We start from the raw sequence: 16,299 nt of genomic DNA, 5'->3' as shown, positions 1-16,299 counted from the left end.
AATACGGAACAGTATGCAAGGAGGCCTTGACAGTCAACACGAACCGCCCCTGTGCGCTCCCCGCGAACGGTCAAGCCACGTCCACCACGTCGAGGAGGGCGGACACCGGCCGCCGGATCCGGCCTCCGCGCCGGGCCGGATCCGCCGCCGGAGGCCGCTTGCGAGGGGTCGGAACCGTCAGCGGGCGCCGGCCTCACGGACCTCTCCGCGGGCCTCGGCCCCGAGGTCGGCGACGAGGCCCGGCCGGCTCGGGGTCCACCCCAGTTCCTTGCGGGTCCGGTCGGCCCGTACGGTCTGGCCCATGGCCAGCGCCCCGGCGAAGCCCGGGCCGAGATCCCCTGCCGCCTCCTGCACCGGCCACGCCTCCACCGGTGCGTCCCCCAGGCCCGCGGCCCGCGCCGCCGCCTTCGCCACCGCGGTCAGCGGGACCGCCTCCTCGGCCACGCCGTGGTAGATCGAGCCGCTCTCGCCCCGCTCCACCACGTCGACGAACAGCTCGGCCAGGTCGTCGATGTGGACGGTGGACCAGGTGGGCTCCCGGCCGTCCGCCGCGACGTAACGGCCCCGGCCGTGCTCGGCGGCCTTGGCCACCAGGAGGGCGGGGATGCCGCGGCCCGCGCCGTACACGATGCCGGGCCTGAGCACGACGCCGCCGCCGTCGAGCACCCGCCGCTCCACCGCGGCGCGGAAGGCGACGAACGGGATGGGGTTCACCGGGCTGGTCTCGTCCGCGTCACCGGGCCCCAGCACCCAGACGCCGCTGGTGTAGACGACCTTCGCCCCACCGGCGAGCAGGGCGTCGACCGCCGCGAGCTCCACCGCTTCGTCGCCGGTCGGAGCGGTGGCGTGCACCACCGCGTCCACGTCTCCGACGGCGAGGGAGGCGGGGTCGGTCACGTCGCCGTAACGGACCTGCGCCGCCCCCGGGACCTCCCTGGATTCGCCCTGCTTCGGCCGGACGAGCGCCACCACCTCGTGCCCGCGCTCGGCGAGCCGCCCGGCCACCGCCGATCCGATGTACCCGGTCGCACCCGTCACGAGTACCTTCATCGTCTCCACCTCGAAAGTTTTGATGGTGAAATGTCTGATGGCAAAACGTTAGACATGGAGATCAAGAGATGTCAAACTGTTCGACGTTGAAACGTTGATATCCTGGAGCCGTGAACGACGCCGTGGACAAGATCCTCGATCAGTGGGGCGCCGTCCGCCCCGGCCTGGACGTCTCCGCCATGGGCGTGGTCGGCCGCGTCTCCCGCGCCTCCCGGCTGCTGGAACGCGGCCTCAAGGCCTACTTCGACGAGCACGGCCTCGAAGCCTGGGAGTTCGACGTCCTCGCGACCCTGCTGCGCGCCGACCGGACCCTGTGCATGAGCGACCTGGCGGGAGCCGCCATGGTCAGCTCCGGCGCGCTCACCAACCGCATCGACCGCCTCGTGGCCAAGGGCCTGGTCACCCGCGCCACCTCGGAGGACAACCGCCGCCTCGTCCTGGTCAGCCTCACCGAGGAGGGACGCCGGCTGGCCTCCGGCCTCCTCGACGGCCACGTCGCCAACGAGAACCGCCTCCTGGAGGGTCTCACCCCCGACGAGCGGGCCCAGCTGGCCGGCCTGCTGTGCAAGCTCCTGTACACCCTGGGCGACACCGCGCCCTGAACCGGAGGAGGTAGCGTCAGGTGCCGTGGACCTCGACGCGTTCCGGCAGCTGCTGACCCCGCACGGCCAGGAGGCTCTGCACGCCGCGGCGCAGACCGCCGGGGACGACCCGGTGGCGGCGGTGACCAGGCTCAGGAAGACCTTCGACGCCGGCCTCACCTCCGCCGCGCTCACCCAGGCCGGACTCCGCAGGCGCGCCAGGGAGAAGTTCGGCGCCGACGCCGACCTGATGTACTTCACCCCGGACGGCCTGGAGCAGGCCACCCGCCGCGAGGTCGCCGACCACCGCGCCCGGCGCATCGCCCCCGGCTCCCGGGTCGCCGACGTCTGCTGCGGCATCGGCGGCGACCTGCTGGCCCTGGCCAGGGCCGGATGCACCGTGCACGCGGTGGACGCCGACCCGCTCACCGCCGCCGTCGCCCGGGCCAACGCCGACGCCCTCGGATTCGGCGACCGCGTCTCGGTCGGTACGGCCGACGCCGCCACGGTCGACCCCGCCGCCTTCGACGTGCTGTTCGCCGACCCCGCCCGCCGTACCTCCCGGGGCAGGACCTTCGACCCCATGGCCTACTCCCCCGCCTGGCCCGAGGTGCTGGAGATGGTCGCCAAGGCCGGGTCGGCCTGCCTGAAGGTCGCCCCCGGCATCCCGTACGAGTTCATCCCCTCCGGCGCCGAGGCCGAATGGGTCTCCCACCGGGGAGAGGTCAAGGAGGCGGTGATCTGGTGCGGCGGCCTGGCCGGAGAGGGCGGGCGCAGGGCCACGATGCTGCCGTCGGGTGAGACGCTGACCCCCGATCCCGGCCTCGGCCCGGCCGAGACCGGCCCCGTCGGCCGTCACGTCTACGAGCCCGACGGCGCGGCCATCCGGGCGCACCTGGTCGCGGAGGTCGCCGCGCTGGTCGGCGGGCGCCTGCTCGACCCGCAGATCGCCTACATCACCTCCGACGATCGCGTCGACACCCCGTGGGCCTCCCGCTACGAGGTCGAGGAGATGCTGCCGTTCTCGCTCAAGCGGCTGCGGGCGGCGCTCAGGGACCGCGGGGCGGGAAATGTGACGATCAAGAAACGCGGTTCCGCGGTCGACATCGAGCGGCTCAGGAAAGATCTGCGGCTTTCCGGGGACAAATCGGCAACGGTCATTCTCACCCGCATCGGAGAAAAACCGTTCGCCCTTGTTTGCTCCACCAAACAGCCTGCTTGACCGGCCAATCCCGGGTGATCTCGACAATCACGATCTTTCAAATTCGACCCCGGAAAACCTTGATCCAGAGGCTAGGGTTGCCGGGCGGGAATTCTTCCCGCCTGCGGTTCGACCGCGTTCACCAGCAGACCGGACCAACCCCACCGCGCGGCTGACCGTCGGCGAGTGAAGGAGCTTTCGGTGGATCATTCCAACCACACCGCCCTGCTTCAGGCAGGCAGCCCGTCCGTGATTCCCGACCGCATGCGCGAGCTCCTGGCCCGCGCGGCCCAGGACCACGTCTACGAGCAGCGCACCCAGGGCGCCGTGCTCGACGAGATCCGCCAGCGGCTGGAGGGCATGGAATGGCTGCTGCGCGAGGTCAGAGAGCGCGAGCTGGGCGGGTTGAACGGCACGCTGGAGTCCGTCCACGGGCGCTTGGACGACATCGCCATCCGGCCCCCCTCCTGGGCCGAGAGCCTCGCCCAGCACGTCGAGGTCGTCCGTGACCACGTCGACACCGTCGACGTGCACGTCGGCTCGGTCGGCCAGGGCGTCGGCGATCGGATGGACGAGCTCGACAAGCGCCTCGGCCAGCTCCAGGCCAGCATGGAGGCCGCCTCGGGCCGGTTCACCCGTCTGGACAAGGCGCTGACCGAGCTGTCCGAACGCGCCGAAGGCCTGGAGAACGGCCTGTCCGCCCTGCCCGCGGACGTGCAGGACATCGTCGACGCCACCGCCGTCCGCATGCTGGCGGCGGTCGACCAGGTGATGGCCAAGGCCGATCTCACGGTGACCCGGATGGACGACCGCATCGACGGCATCGAGAGCCGCATCGACCGCGTGGACGGCCACCTGATCGGCGTCAACACCCGCCTGACCTCGATCGACGGCCGCATCGAGACCACCGACTGCTGCCTGGCCGACATCGACACCCGGATGAGCGAACTGGAGACCCACATCGGTTCCGTGGACACGCACCTCGGCTCCGTGGACACGCACCTCGGCTCCGTGGACGCCAACCTCGGCACCGCCACCGCGCGCCTCGACTCCGTAGACAACCACCTCGGCTCGATGGACTCCCACCTGGGCTCCGTGGACACCCGCCTGAGTTCCGTGGACACCCGCCTGGGCTCCGCCGACACCCGCGCCGGTGACGTCGCCACCCGTCACGACGGCCGCTTCGACACCCTGGACGAGCGCCTCGACGACATCGAGGGCCGGATCACCGGCCGGATCGACGTCGTCGACTCCCGCCTGTCCGCACTGCACGGCCACGCCGAGAAGACCGGCGAGCAGCTCGAAGCCGTCGACGACCACATCGAGGCCGTCAACCAGCGCATCGGCCAGCTGCCCGCCACCCTCAACATCGGTGACGTCCACCGCAACATCGGCGAGCTCATCTCCGCCCAGACCGACGGCCAGACCGAGCGCTTCGACACCCTGGAAGACCGCCTCGCCCAGGCCGAGGCCGCCCTCGCCCCTCTGGCCGACATGCTCCGCGCCCAGCCCGACCGCGAGCAGCTCGTCGAGGCCCTCGGCGAGATCGTCGAACCCGCCCGCACAGACCTCACCCGCCGCCTCAACGCCCTCGAAGAGACCATGCTCGCCCTCGCCGAGGCCCTTCTGCGCCCAACCCGCTCCAAGGACTGACCCGGACCCTGGCCTGGGGGCGCCGGAGACCGGGACCACTCCCCTTCCGCGCCCCGGTCTCCCGCACCCTCCGCCCAGGACCCACCCCCTCCGCCCTCTCCCCTCCGGAGCCCCGCCCATCTCGCACCGCCGCCCCTTCCGCCGACGCCTGCACGTGCCCCCTTCATGGCGCCGGTACGGCGGGGTGGGGGGCGGTGGTGGTCGGCGCCGTTGTACGGCGGGCGGGTCGGGGTGGGCGGGGCCGGTCTGTCGGGGCTGGGGTGGGGGGGCATGGTCGTGCTGTGCGGGCGGGTGTTCCGGCCGGCCGTCTCAGCGGGGCTCTGGTGCGTTCAGGCCTTCGGCCTGCCCGGGCGCGGGGGGTGCGGTCCTTTTTCTACGCCGGCCTGCACACCCGCCCGCGCCGCACTCCTTGTGGCCCGCCGTACCCATGCGGGCCGTATGGTGCGGTCCTTTCCCGGACGACCGGTGTTCTGCAGGTGGCTGAAGCGCGGGTGCGGGTCCGTTGAGGGTGGGCCGCCGTAGCTGAAGCCCGCCGTGCGGAAAGGAGCTCAGGGCCGGGCGCCGTAGCTGCGCCCAAGGCAACGGGCAGCAAAGCAGGGCGGGAGATGCGCTCTAGAGGTCGGGGGTGGTCCAGCGGCCGTCGCGCATGAGGTCGCGGCCGTCGAGCTCGTTGGCTTCGCGCCAGGCCTGGATGCGCTGGGGGTGGACGCGGAAGTAGAGGTAGGGGCTGCTGAGGCTGCGCGGGTCGAAACCGGTCTTGATGGCGAAGACGTCGCCGATGTCGCCGGGGAGCTCGTCGGGCTTCAGCGTCTGGACGGTTCCCTCGATGAGGACGACATCGCGGGTCGGGCCGACGCCGACGCGGACCTTGCCGGTGGCTTGCAGGTTGCGGCTGGTCGGGCTGGAGGCCGGGGTGGAGAACAGCAGCGTGGAGCCGTCCCACAGGAAGGACAGCGGCACCATGTAGGGCGTCCCGCTCTCCCCGTCGGCGGTGGCCACCCAGGCGTCGACGTCGTGAGTGAGCCGGTCGAGGGTGTCCTGCTTGCGTTGCTGCGGGGTGCGAGGCGACGGGGACATCGCTGAGGTCTCCTTCGATCAAAGTCGGTGCCCGACTGTACCGGGTCACCGTCGGACGGCGGCAAGGCGCCGGTCATCGGCGCGACGGAGCACCGTACCCCGAGAAAATCCGGATGATCCAGAGGCCGGATACGGCGATCCCGTTGCTCAGACCCGGCAGGTCCTGGCCAACCCGCAGACCGCGTTGCACGCGGTCGGCAGCGAGCTGAGCCGGGTGCTGTCCAGCACCGTCCACGTGGTCGCGGACACCCCCGCGGATCCCGGCCGGGTGTGGGAAGTCTTGCGCCAGTCCGGACTCTCCGCCGGGCCGCATACCTCGACCTTGCTGGGCGTCTCCTGCCTGGGATGCGCCGGTCAGCTCGTCGAGATCACCGCCGTCGCCGCGATCCCCCGAGGACGACGAGTCCCCGGCCGCTCAGGATGGATCCCGCTGGGCCGCCACCCCGTCCGGATGCCATGCTGACCGGCATGGCTGATCATCACGAAGTCGTCATCACGCGCTGGCCGTTCCGGAACCCTCCGGCCGATGACGGGCTGGCCGGGCTTCTGGCGGCCTACCACCTGCAGACTGAGAAGGAGAAGGGCAAGCCCGTCGCCGAGGCGGCCGGACTGCCGGAGCGGTACCGGGCGGAGGTCGCGGACCCACGGTCCGCGTTCGCCTCCGACGTCGTGCTGGTGGCTTCGATCGGTGACGACACGGTGGGCTGCGTGGTCCTGGCACCCGCCGAGGGCTGGGCTGAGATCAAGCGGTTGTGGGTGAGCCCGGAGATGCGGGGCCGAGGCATCGCGTCCTCCTTGCTCGAAGCGGCACTGAAGCACGCCGGAGGAACCGGCGCCCGAACCGTCCGCTTATCGGTGTGGGAATGGCGCACGAACGCCATCTCCCTGTACGAACGGGCCGGCTTCACCGTGGTCGACTCATGGGACCCCCGTCCCCAACTGGTGTGCATGGAACACAAGGACTGAATCCCCCTAACAGCCCAACCCGACGCCCCTCTCCCCCGCCCAAGCCCTCACCTCCTCAGACCTTCATCTATTTCAGGCCCTCACCTCCTCAGGCCCTCACCCTGAATACGTCGGCCATGTATCTCCCGCCTTGGGCGCAGCTACGGCGCCCGGCCCTGAGCTCCTTTCCGCACGGCGGGCTTCAGCCACGGCGGCCCACCCTCAACGGACCCGCACCCGCGCTTCAGCCACCTGCAGAACACCGGTCGTCCGGGAAAGGACCGCACCATACGGCCCGCATGGGTACGGCGGGCCACAAGGAGTGCGGCGCGGGCGGGTGTGCAGGCCGGCGTAGAAAAAGGACCGCACCCCCCGCGCCCGGGCAGGCCGAAGGCCTGAACGCACCAGAGCCCCGCTGAGACGGCCGGCCGGAACACCCGCCCGCACAGCACGACCATGCCCCCCACCCCAGCCTCGACAGACCGGCCCCGCCCACCCCGACCCGCCCGCCATACAACGGCGCCGACCACCACCGCCCCCCACCCCGCCATACCGGCGCCATGAAGGGTGAACCCGACACCGGGTGCAGCAGCGGCGGGGCGGCGGGACCGGGGCTAAGCCGCGGGGTGGGGCCGTACCGGTGCTGTGAAGGGCGTGCGCGCAGGCATCAGCGAAGGACGTGGTGGCAGGACCGGGCGGGCGACCGAAGCGGGGTGCGCAGAGGCGGCGGGGTGGGAGGGGGTCAGGTGGGGCAGGCGCCGGCTTCGCGGCAGACGTTGTTGCGGATCACGGCGAGCAGGGAGATGAGGGTCTCGACCTGGTCGGGGGTCAGGCCGTCGGTCAGGCGGCGGTGGAGTTCTTCCTGGATGCGGTAGAGCTCGGGGCGGAGCGCGTCGCCCTTCGGGGTGGTGCTCACGATGCTGATCCGGCGGTTGGAGGGGGACGGGCTGCGGCTGATGAAGCCGCTGCGTTCGAGGCGCTGCAGGGTCTTCGTCATCGTGGACACGTCGATGCCGAGCCGCCGCGCCAGCGCGTTCTGGGACTGCGGGCCGTTCTCCCACAGGGTGAACAGCGTGCGGTCCTGGCCCGGATAGAGGTCGATCTCGGCCAGGAGAGAGGCGAGCAGCACGCGGTGGCCCCGTGACGTCTGGGCCATGAGGCAGGGGAGCCCGTCGGGGTCCTCCCCGTACGGCCTCGCGCAGTCGGTCTCCTCGAGTGTCAACGCATCAGCCATGTCGACCTCCATCCTCGGGAGACAGACTACCTCTTGCATATTGGCCAACCAAGTTGTAGAACTAACCATTGGTCGGCCAAGTTGGCCACCCAAGAAAGGATGACAGCCATGCCGTTCAATACGTTCGACCTCGGTGGCCTGCGTCTGCCCAACCGCCTCGTCATGGCTCCCATGACACGCTCACGGGCCTACGTGGACGGGATCCCCTCCTCGCTGACCGCCCTCTACTACGCCCAGCGCGCCTCCGCCGGTCTGATCGTCACCGAGGGCATCCAGCCGAGCGACGCCGGCAAGGGATACATGAACACGCCGGGCCTGCACACCGACGAGCAGGTGGCGGGCTGGCGCGAGGTGACCGACGCCGTCCACGCCGCGGGCGGGCGGATCTTCGCCCAGATCATGCACTCCGGCCGGATCGGTCACCCCGACAACACCGGCCACCTGCCCGTCGCGCCCTCGGCCGTACGGCCCGCGGCGCAGATCTTCACGCCGAACGGCCTGCTGGACGTCCCGGAGCCGGTCGAGCTGTCCACCGCCGAGGTGGAGGCGACCGTCCAGGACTTCGTGAACGCAGCCAGGAGGGCGATCGAGGCCGGGTTCGACGGGGTCGAGCTGCACGGCGCCAACGGCTATCTCATCCACCAGTTCCTGTCGCAGAACGCCAACCTGCGCGACGACCGCTTCGGCGGGTCCGTCGAGAACCGCATCCGGTTCGCCGTGGAGACCGCCGAGGCCGTCGCCGAGGCGATCGGCTCCTCCCGGACCGGCATCCGGATCTCCCCCGCCACCGGCGTCCAGGACCTGGTCGAGGACGACGCGCACGAGGTCTACCCGGCGCTGGTCTCCGCGCTGGCCGGGCTCGACCTGGCCTACCTGCACCTCGTGGCGAGCCCTTCGGACGAGCTGAACCGGCGGATCCGCGAGCTGTGGCCGAACACGCTCATCGCCAACGACCCGTCGGCCGGGCAGCCCGCCGAGGCGCTCGACCGGTGGCTGGACCGGGGCGCCGATCTGGTCTCCCTGGGGCAGTACTTCCTGGCCAACCCCGACCTGCCGCTGCGCCTGCGACTGGGCGCCCCGCTCAACGAGCCGGACCTCAGCACGGCCTTCGGCGGCGACCACCGCGGCTACACCGACTATCCCGCGCTCGCCCTGCACCCGGCCGGCGAGCCCGCCTGAGCCGAAACGCCCGCCCGAGTCCGGGCCTGACGACGGGGGCTCAGACGTGGACGGTGGTGATGGGCATGGAGGAGTCGGCCGGGATGTCCAGGAGCGAGGGAGTCACCCCGGCCGCGACGAGGTCGGAGCCCAGGGCGGCGACCATCGCGCCGTTGTCGGTGCACAGGCCGGGACGGGGGACGCGCACGCGGACCCCCGCGGCCTCGCAGCGCTCCTGGGCCAGCGCCCGCAGCCGGGAGTTGGCGGCCACCCCGCCGCCGATCAGCAGGTCCTGGACGCCGTACTGCTTGCACGCCTGCAGGGCCTTGCGGGTCAGCACGTCGACCACGGCCTCCTGGAACGAGGCCGCCACGTCGGGCACGTGGATCGTCTCACCGGCCTTCTCCCGCGCCTCGACCCAGCGGGCCACGGCCGTCTTCAGCCCGGAGAAGGAGAAGTCGAGGGTCCCGTCGTCCAGCTTGCCCCGGGGGAAGGAGACGGCGGTGCCCGAGCCCTCGCGCGCGACCCTGTCGATGTGCGGCCCGCCGGGGAAGGGCAGCCCCAGGACCCGGGCCACCTTGTCGAAGGCCTCGCCCGCCGCGTCGTCGACGGTGGAGCCGAGCGAGACGACCTCCCTGGCCACGTCGGGGACCAGCAGCAGGGACGAGTGCCCGCCCGAGACGAGCATGGCGATGCAGGGCTTGGGCAGGGCACCGTGTTCGAGCTGGTCGACGGCCACGTGGGCGGCCAGGTGGTTGACCCCGTAGAGCGGCACGCCGAGCCCGAGGGCGTAGGCCTTGGCCGCCGCCACGCCGACGAGCAGCGCACCGGCCAGGCCGGGACCGGCCGTCACGGCGACGGCGTCGATGTCGGTGAAGCTCAGCCCCGCCTGCTGCAGCGCGCGCTCGACGGTCGGGGTCATCGCCTCCAGGTGCGCCCGGGAGGCCACCTCGGGGACGACCCCGCCGAAGCGGGCGTGCTCCTCGACGCTGGAGGCGATGGTGTTGGCCAGCAGGGTGTGACCGCGGACGATGCCCACCCCGGTCTCGTCGCAGGAGGTCTCGATTCCCAGGACCAGGGGTTCGTCACGCATGGAGATCCTTCTTCATCATGATCGCGTCGGTGCCGTCCTCGTAGTAGCGCCGCCGCACGCCGATGGCCTCGAATCCGAACCGGTCGTACATGGCCTGGGCGGAGGGGTTGTCGGCGCGCACCTCCAGGAAGATCTCCCGGGCGCCGCGCCGTACGGCCTCCGCCAGCAGCTCGGTCAGCATGGCGCCGCCGATCCCGGCCCGCCGGTGACCGCCCGAGACCGCGATGGTCTGCACGTCGGCCTGGTCGCCCGCCGCGGCGAGACCGGCGTAGCCGACGATCTCCCCGCCGAGCAGGGCGACGACGTAGTGGCGGGTCCTGGGCTGGTCGTCCAGCTCGCCGCGGAGCATGGCCTCGCTCCACGCGTCGGCGGGGAAGGTCTCCCGCTCGATCGTCATCACCGTGGGCAGGTCGCCGGCGGTCATCTGGCGCAGCGTCACGCCCACGCGGCCGCCCTCACCGGTCGTGCGGACGTCGGGACGCGGGCTCACCGGGAGACCTTCTTGGGCGGCGCGGGCACCTGGGCGTCGGGGCGGCGCAGATAGATGGGGCGGGGCAGGCCCAGCACCGGGTGGGCGCCGCTCTCCACGACCTCCCGGAGGTCGGCGTCGTCCAGCCGCGAGGCGGCCAGCGCGGCCAGCGCTCCGGCGGAGGGCAGCTCCGGCACGTCCAGCAGGCGGGAGGCGCCGACGATCTCGGCGTACATCCGGGCGCCGGCGCCGGCCAGCGGCAGGTCGGCGGGCAGGTCCTGGGGTTTGTCCACCGCGGGCCCCGACAGGCGGGTGCGCGCGTCGGCGTAGTGACCCCAGAAGACCTCCTTGCGCCGCGCGTCGGTGGCGACCAGGAACGGCTCGGACAGCCCGGTGCCGTAGGCGAGGGCGTCGAGGGTGCACACGCCGTAGGCGGGCACGCCCAGGGTGGTGGACAGAGCCTGGGCGGTCATCAGGCCGACCCGCAGCCCGGTGTAGGGGCCGGGGCCGGAGCCGACGGCGATCGCGGTGACGTCGCGGAGCGCCGCTCCGGACTCGGCCAGGACGCGCTCGATCGTGGGCGCGAGAAGCTCGCCGTGGCGGCGCGCGTCCACCGTGGTCGACTCGGCGAGGACCCTCCGGCCGTCGTGCAGCGCTGCGGTGACGGCGGGGGTGGCGGTGTCAAAGGCCAGGACCAGCACGGTCGTCAAGCCTAGTCCGTCAAGTGACACGAGCGGCACACAAACCCGGAGCGTCCCCGGTTCTTACCGATGCGTTCACCCTGGTGAAGCGGGCAAAACATCAAGATCGCCTAGCTTCTCCGACAATCTCCCGCAACAAAACGGTCGGGAGAAACATCAAATACGGCTGACAACTGCTCATGATTGCCAGATAACCAGACATACCTGTAGAAGGTGCATGTCAGGTTTCATTACCTCACAGGAGGCCATTTGGGCACCTGTCGTGAAGTGCGGGTCCTCGGGCCGGTTGAGGTCGTGGTGGACGGCACTCTCCTGACGATTTCCGGTCGGCGCCAGCGCGTCGTCATGGCGCTCCTGGCATTGAACGCCGGTCGTGTGGTCCCGCTCGACCTGATCATCGACGCCGTGTGGGGAGAGGACCCCCCGGCCTCCGCCCGCAACCAGATAGCCATCTGCGTGACGCAGCTGCGCCGCGTCCTGCGCGCCTCCGGTGAGGAGCTCATCGCCGCCGTGCCGCCGGGCTACCAGCTGCGGCCCAACGCCGTGACCGTCGACCTGAGCCTGGCCGAGGAGCTGGTCAGGGCCGGGCGCCGGGCCCGGGAGGACGACGACCCCGAGGCCGCGGCCGCGCACCTGCGGGCGGCGCTGGACCTGTGGCGCGGGGAGACGCTGAGCGGGCTGTCCAGCGACACGATGGCCGCCGAGGCGGCCCGGCTGGAGGAGTGGCGGCTCACCGTCACCGAGGAGTACCTCGACCTGAAGCTGGCCCGCGGCCTGGGCGGCGAGGTGGTCACCGAGCTGGCCACTCTGGTCGACCTCCACCCCTTCCGCGAGACGCTGCGGGCCACGCTGATGCGGGCCCTGTACGCCGGGGGCCGTCAGGCCGAGGCCCTGGAGGTCTACCGCCAGGGCCGCCGGATCCTCGCCGACGAGCTGGGCGTCGACCCCGGACCCGAGCTCCAGGCCACCCACGACGCGATCCTCCACGGCGAGCTGGACTCGGCCCCCGCGCCCGCCCCGCGCGAGACCGCCCCCGCGCCCGTCCCGGCGACCACCCCAGTGGCCGTCGCCCAGCTGCCGTCCAACATCGCCGGGTTCGTCGCCCGCGAGCGCGAGCTGGCCGAGATGGACCGCATCTTCGCCGAGTGCCGCGACGCCGGGGTGCCGACCTGCATCGTGGTGACCAGCATGGGCGGCGTGGGCAAGACGGGCCTGGCCGTGCGCTGGGCGCACCGGGTGGCCGAGCACTTCCCGGACGGGCAGCTCTTCATCGATCTGCACGGATACACCGAGCAGGCCGCGCCGCTGACCCCCGAGGCCGCCCTCGACCGGTTCCTGCGCACGCTGGGCGTCCCGGGTGAACGGGTGCCCCCCGGCCTGGACGACCGCGAGGCGCTGCTGCGCAGCATGCTGGCCGGGCGCCGGGTGCTGTTCCTGCTGGACAACGCGCGCACCTCGGCGCAGGTGCGCCCGCTGCTGCCCGGCGCCCCCGGCTGCGCCGTCGTCATCACCACCCGCGACCAGCTCACCGACCTGGTGGTGCGCGAGGGCGCCCACCCGCTGCGGCTGCCCAACCTGAACGCCGAGGAGTCCGCGGCGCTCCTGGGCGCCATCGTGGGCGCGGAGCGGATGGACGGCGAGCGCGAGGCGACGGCCAGGCTCGCCGAGCTGTGCGACGGCCTGCCGCTGGCCCTGCGCATCGCGGGGGCCCGGCTGCTGGCCCGGCCGCACTGGACGCCGGCCACCCTGGCCGCCCGGCTCGGCGACGAGCAGCGCCGGCTCGCCGAGTTCAACCACGGCGAGGTCGGCCTGCGCGCCAACTTCTCCCTCAGCTACCAGGGCCTGAGCCGGCCGGCCGCCGAGCTGTTCCGCCGGCTCGGCCTGCTCAACACCCCCGACTTCGCCGACTGGATCACCGCGGCGCTGCTCGACACCGACCTGGCCGAGGCCCAGAACCACCTGGAGGAACTGCTCGACGCCCAGCTGGTGTCGACCGTGGGCCGGGACTCGGCGGGCCGCCTGCGCTATCGCATGCACGACCTGGTCCGGCTCTACGCCCGGGAGCAGGCCCTGGCCGAGGAGCCGGAGTCCTGCCGCCGGGAGGCGCTGCGCCGCGTGCTCGGCTGCCTGCTGACGCTGGCGCACGAGGCCAACCGGCGGGAGCGCGGCGGCGACTTCACCATCATCCGCGGGGAGAGCGCCTACTGGCGGCCTCCCGGAGGGCTCGACGACCAGTTGCTCGCCGTACCGCTGGACTGGCTGGAGGCGGAGCGGCACGTCCTGGTGGCCGGGGTCACGCTGGCGGCCGAGGCCGGCCTCGACGAGCTGGCCTGGGAGCTGGCGCTGGCCGGGGTCACGCTGTTCGAGGCACGGGGCTATCTGGACGACTGGCGGCACACCCACGAGCAGGCCCTGGCGGCGGTACGGCGCGGCGGCACGCGGCTGGGCGAGGCGACCATGGCCTACAGCCTCGGCGGCCTGGAGCTGTACTACGGGGCCAAGTCCTCCGCCCTGCTCGACACGGCGCTGCAGGTGTTCGACGAGGTGGGCAACGCGCACGGCCGGGCGCTGGCACTGCGCTACATCGGCCTGTCCGAGCACTTCCGGGGCCGCCACGACGAGGCCCTGGCCCTGTACGAGGCCGCCCTGCCCCCGCTGCGCGAGGCCGGCGACCGGGCGGCGGAGGCGCACGTCCTGGGCTGCATGGCGCAGATCGCGATCCTGCGGGAGGAGTTCGAGACCGCCGACGCCCGGCTGCAGGAGGCTCTGGCCATCTGCAAGGGCGTCGGCTACCAGCGCGGCCAGGCCCAGGCGCTGTGGCGGCTCGGCGAACTCCACGCGCACCGCGGCGACACCACCCGGGCCGCCGAGGCCTTCACCGAGGCCCTCGAACTGGTGCGTCAGCGCCGCGACACGCTCGGCGAGGCGTACATCCTGTGCGGGCTGGGCGAGACGCGGATCCTGCAGGGCAGGCTCGCCGACGCGCGCGACACCCTCGTCGAGGCCCGGCGCACCGCCGGGGACGCCGGGCAGGCGGTCGCCTACGCCCGCGCCTGCCTGTCGCTGGCCCGGGCCGTGACCGCCCTCGGCGAGCCGGCGTGGGCGGAGGAGCTGCTGCGCGAGGCCATCAGCGTCTCCGGGGACGGCGCCGCGCCCATCTGGGAGAAGCGGGCCCAGGCCGCCCTGGAGGGGCTGTCCGGGGATCCCATCACGGGCTTCTCCTGCCCCTGAACAGCCCCTGAGCCGTCCCTGATCTCCTCCGCTCCCGGACCGCCCGCGCCGGAGAACGCGGAACCGCCGGACACACCGGCACAGCCGGAAACGCCGGAAACGCCGAAGGGCTCCGGGACGTCGTCCTGGAGCCCTTCGCGCGTAGGAGGAGCGGAGAAGCGATCACCCCCACATGTCGCCGCCGTCCGGGAGCCGCAGCGCGCACCTCAGCGGGTCGGCCTTGACGTCGCACGAGAGCGTGACGCCCCCGTGTCCGTTCCCCCCGCCGACCTGGACGCCCCCGTCGCCCACGCCGATCTCGACGACCGCGGAACCGAAGATCAGTCCGCAGGTCACCATGGCCAGTACCAGCTTGGTCTTGCGCATCATCTCGGTCTCCTCTGTTCCGCGGCACCTTGGTGTCTCCGACAGTAGGAGCGAGTGATTTCTCCGCAATTTCGTCAGTCTGTCTTCTCACTTCTCCCGCTCCCGTCCCGGACCTCCCCGCCGCGGAAACGCGGAGGCCATGGAGAACACGGAGGCCCGCGCCCCGGGAACCGGGACGCGGGCCTCCACCCGGCTCGAGCGGCGGGAGTCCCCCGTTCAGACCCGCCCCTGCCGCAGCGCCAGGACCACCAGGACGGCGGCCGCGAGTGCGCCGACCACGCTCCATATCCACCAGTGACCGGCGGCCGCGACCCGCACGGCGCCGATCATGACGGCCCCGAAGGCGACCGCGCTCCCCCCGATGTAGGCGGGCGAGACGCCCGGCCGGCGGCCCGTCCTCCTGCGCGAGGCCATGGCCGCCTGGACGGAGCCCGCCACCAGCGCGGCCACCCCCATCCCGAGGATCCAGGCGGCGCCGCTGACCACGGTGAGCCCGATGCCCATCGCCAGCGCGCCCGCGGCGGCGACGAGCAGGCCGGTGCGGACCGGGGCGGCGTTCCCCCGGTGTACTGCGTTCGTCATTGCTCTCTCCTTCGACTAGCCGACGGGAACCTCCACCGGCAGCCCGGACGCGATGACACCGAGGAGGGCCTCCTCACGGGGCAGGAAGCCCAGCCGGTTCATCATCATGTGGGCCTGGTGGAAGACGAGGTGTTGCGGGGTGAGCCCGATCCGCATCCGGTGGGCCCGGACGAGCGAGTCGTCGATCACCTGTCCCCAGCGGCGCAGCCAGGGGTCGACCGAGCTGTCGGCGCGCAGCTCGCGGGCGATCGAGCGGACCCGGTGCGGGTCCCGCTCGGCGTGCTCGCGCAGCTGGGCCTGCAGCTCCGGCGCGTGTTTGGCGAGGTCGGCCGTCCACCAGGCGAGGTGCCTGTCCCAGTAGCGGGCCCAGCTCACGTTGAGCCTGCGCCGGTCGGCGGGCGGCATCACCGGCTCGGGGCTGAGGTCCTCGGGCCGGCCCTCCAGCATCGCCCGGGTCGCCTCGCACAGCAGCAGCGCCGCCAGCGCAGCCCGTTCGGGGATCTTGCCGAACCTCGCGGTGGCCCAGATGGCCAGGTCGCTGGAGAACTCGAAGACCCGCTCCGCCAGCTCCACGCCGGACGGCCCGCCGTACTTGCCGTACTCGGGCTCGTACAGCGCCGAGGACAGGCCCGTGCCGGAGTCGCCGAGCATGCGCCGCATGGGGATCGGCGCCAGCCAGACCGGGTCGTCCCCGGCCCCTGCCACCACCGCGTCGGCGTGGCGCTGTACCCGGGCCAGGGAACGGTGCATGCGGTCGACGGTCTCCCGGGGACCGAACACCCGCACCCGCAGGTGCGGGCCCGAGGGGTCGGTGTAGCGGATGAAGAACCAGCGGAACGCGCCGTGCGCGCGCGCCTCGGCCACCAGCGGCGGGAGCACCTCGGTGACCAGCAGATCGCTCGCACTGAACCCGCCGGTGTACAGGCGGACGAACCACCACTCGGGAACGTCGAGCACC

The 16,299-nt window shown here is 72.4% G+C and carries 16 protein-coding genes; 7 read left to right on the top strand and 9 right to left on the bottom strand.

The window, feature by feature from the left end; genetic code table 11:
- Window positions 1–177 precede the first annotated feature (177 nt).
- A complete protein-coding gene (locus Psi01_RS00505; RefSeq protein WP_204061879.1) occupies window positions 178–1,050 on the bottom strand; it encodes an NAD-dependent epimerase/dehydratase family protein in 873 nt (290 codons plus the stop codon).
- Window positions 1,051–1,160: 110 nt separating this feature from the next.
- On the opposite strand from Psi01_RS00505, the gene Psi01_RS00500 reads away from it, so the two are divergent.
- The 3 genes from Psi01_RS00500 (at window position 1,161) to Psi01_RS00490 (ending at window position 4,485) form a co-directional block, all read left to right on the top strand.
- Window positions 1,161–1,652 carry a MarR family winged helix-turn-helix transcriptional regulator gene (locus tag Psi01_RS00500; RefSeq protein WP_204061878.1) on the top strand — a complete coding sequence of 164 codons (492 nt, stop codon included), beginning with the start codon at window positions 1,161–1,163 and terminating at the stop codon, window positions 1,650–1,652.
- Between the two features lie 25 nt (window positions 1,653–1,677).
- Complete coding sequence (locus Psi01_RS00495) at window positions 1,678–2,853, top strand: class I SAM-dependent methyltransferase (protein ID WP_204061877.1); 1,176 nt, start codon at window positions 1,678–1,680, stop codon at window positions 2,851–2,853.
- A gap of 180 nt (window positions 2,854–3,033) precedes the next feature.
- Window positions 3,034–4,485: a coiled-coil domain-containing protein gene (locus tag Psi01_RS00490; RefSeq protein ID WP_204061876.1), complete on the top strand. Its 1,452-nt coding sequence runs from the start codon at window positions 3,034–3,036 to the stop codon at window positions 4,483–4,485.
- A gap of 612 nt (window positions 4,486–5,097) precedes the next feature.
- Here Psi01_RS00490 and Psi01_RS00485 read toward each other — a convergent pair.
- Window positions 5,098–5,562 carry a pyridoxamine 5'-phosphate oxidase family protein gene (locus Psi01_RS00485; RefSeq protein ID WP_204061875.1) on the bottom strand — a complete coding sequence of 155 codons (465 nt, stop codon included), beginning with the start codon at window positions 5,560–5,562 and terminating at the stop codon, window positions 5,098–5,100.
- On the opposite strand from Psi01_RS00485, the gene Psi01_RS44465 reads away from it, so the two are divergent.
- Together Psi01_RS44465 and Psi01_RS00475 are read left to right on the top strand one after the other, a co-directional pair.
- Window positions 5,504–6,025 carry a RidA family protein gene (locus Psi01_RS44465; RefSeq protein ID WP_373872456.1) on the top strand — a complete coding sequence of 174 codons (522 nt, stop codon included), beginning with the start codon at window positions 5,504–5,506 and terminating at the stop codon, window positions 6,023–6,025. The two genes, Psi01_RS00485 and Psi01_RS44465, sit on opposite strands and share 59 nt — an antisense overlap.
- Window positions 6,019–6,528, top strand: a complete 510-nt coding sequence (locus Psi01_RS00475) for a GNAT family N-acetyltransferase (protein WP_204061873.1) — start codon at window positions 6,019–6,021, stop codon at window positions 6,526–6,528. Before Psi01_RS44465 ends, Psi01_RS00475 begins: the two co-directional genes overlap by 7 nt.
- 721 nt (window positions 6,529–7,249) lie before the next feature.
- Here Psi01_RS00475 and Psi01_RS00470 read toward each other — a convergent pair.
- Complete coding sequence (locus Psi01_RS00470) at window positions 7,250–7,741, bottom strand: MarR family winged helix-turn-helix transcriptional regulator (RefSeq protein ID WP_204061872.1); 492 nt, start codon at window positions 7,739–7,741, stop codon at window positions 7,250–7,252.
- Between the two features lie 99 nt (window positions 7,742–7,840).
- On the opposite strand from Psi01_RS00470, the gene Psi01_RS00465 reads away from it, so the two are divergent.
- Window positions 7,841–8,920: an alkene reductase gene (locus tag Psi01_RS00465; protein WP_204061871.1), complete on the top strand. Its 1,080-nt coding sequence runs from the start codon at window positions 7,841–7,843 to the stop codon at window positions 8,918–8,920.
- 40 nt (window positions 8,921–8,960) lie between these two features.
- Here Psi01_RS00465 and tsaD read toward each other — a convergent pair whose 3' ends face one another.
- The 3 genes from tsaD to tsaB form a co-directional block, all read right to left on the bottom strand.
- A complete protein-coding gene (gene tsaD, locus Psi01_RS00460) occupies window positions 8,961–9,992 on the bottom strand; it encodes a tRNA (adenosine(37)-N6)-threonylcarbamoyltransferase complex transferase subunit TsaD (protein WP_204061870.1) in 1,032 nt (343 codons plus the stop codon).
- The gene (gene rimI / locus Psi01_RS00455) at window positions 9,985–10,416 is read right to left on the bottom strand and encodes a ribosomal protein S18-alanine N-acetyltransferase (protein ID WP_204061990.1); all 432 of its coding nucleotides are present in this window, start codon (window positions 10,414–10,416) and stop codon (window positions 9,985–9,987) included. The genes tsaD and rimI overlap by 8 nt, the downstream gene beginning before the upstream one ends.
- 62 nt (window positions 10,417–10,478) lie before the next feature.
- Window positions 10,479–11,162 carry a tRNA (adenosine(37)-N6)-threonylcarbamoyltransferase complex dimerization subunit type 1 TsaB gene (gene tsaB, locus Psi01_RS00450; RefSeq protein ID WP_204061989.1) on the bottom strand — a complete coding sequence of 228 codons (684 nt, stop codon included), beginning with the start codon at window positions 11,160–11,162 and terminating at the stop codon, window positions 10,479–10,481.
- A 249-nt stretch (window positions 11,163–11,411) separates the two neighbouring features.
- On the opposite strand from tsaB, the gene Psi01_RS00445 reads away from it, so the two are divergent.
- Entirely contained in the window at window positions 11,412–14,393 is a 2,982-nt protein-coding gene (locus tag Psi01_RS00445) for an AfsR/SARP family transcriptional regulator (protein WP_204061869.1), read from the top strand.
- Window positions 14,394–14,555: 162 nt separating this feature from the next.
- Here the strand turns inward: Psi01_RS00445 and Psi01_RS00440 are convergent, their stop codons facing one another.
- The 3 genes from Psi01_RS00440 to Psi01_RS00430 form a co-directional block, all read right to left on the bottom strand.
- A complete protein-coding gene (locus Psi01_RS00440) occupies window positions 14,556–14,762 on the bottom strand; it encodes a hypothetical protein (RefSeq protein WP_204061868.1) in 207 nt (68 codons plus the stop codon).
- 213 nt (window positions 14,763–14,975) lie between these two features.
- A complete protein-coding gene (locus Psi01_RS00435) occupies window positions 14,976–15,341 on the bottom strand; it encodes a hypothetical protein (protein WP_204061867.1) in 366 nt (121 codons plus the stop codon).
- Window positions 15,342–15,356: 15 nt separating this feature from the next.
- Window positions 15,357–16,298, bottom strand: a complete 942-nt coding sequence (locus Psi01_RS00430) for a thiopeptide-type bacteriocin biosynthesis protein (protein WP_204061866.1) — start codon at window positions 16,296–16,298, stop codon at window positions 15,357–15,359.
- Window position 16,299 lies beyond the last annotated feature (1 nt).

Source organism: Paraplanobispora siamensis (assembly GCF_016863175.1).
GTDB classification, from domain to species: Bacteria; Actinomycetota; Actinomycetes; order Streptosporangiales; family Streptosporangiaceae; genus Planobispora; species Planobispora siamensis.
Note: the sequence above shows the minus strand (reverse complement) of the source record. Positions and strands in the feature narration are given on the sequence as shown.

What these genes read in the sequence shown, in the direction of transcription:
- Psi01_RS00505 (WP_204061879.1), bottom strand. Translation starts at nt 1,050, where the DNA reads ATGAAGGTACTCGTGACGGGTGCGACCGGGTACATCGGATCGGCGGTG.
- Psi01_RS00485 (WP_204061875.1), bottom strand. Translation starts at nt 5,562, where the DNA reads ATGTCCCCGTCGCCTCGCACCCCGCAGCAACGCAAGCAGGACACCCTC.
- Psi01_RS00475 (WP_204061873.1), top strand. Translation starts at nt 6,019, where the DNA reads ATGCTGACCGGCATGGCTGATCATCACGAAGTCGTCATCACGCGCTGG.
- Psi01_RS00470 (WP_204061872.1), bottom strand. Translation starts at nt 7,741, where the DNA reads ATGGCTGATGCGTTGACACTCGAGGAGACCGACTGCGCGAGGCCGTAC.
- Psi01_RS00465 (WP_204061871.1), top strand. Translation starts at nt 7,841, where the DNA reads ATGACAGCCATGCCGTTCAATACGTTCGACCTCGGTGGCCTGCGTCTG.
- tsaD (WP_204061870.1), bottom strand. Translation starts at nt 9,992, where the DNA reads ATGCGTGACGAACCCCTGGTCCTGGGAATCGAGACCTCCTGCGACGAG.
- rimI (WP_204061990.1), bottom strand. Translation starts at nt 10,416, where the DNA reads ATGACCGCCGGCGACCTGCCCACGGTGATGACGATCGAGCGGGAGACC.
- Psi01_RS00440 (WP_204061868.1), bottom strand. Translation starts at nt 14,762, where the DNA reads ATGATGCGCAAGACCAAGCTGGTACTGGCCATGGTGACCTGCGGACTG.
- Psi01_RS00435 (WP_204061867.1), bottom strand. Translation starts at nt 15,341, where the DNA reads ATGACGAACGCAGTACACCGGGGGAACGCCGCCCCGGTCCGCACCGGC.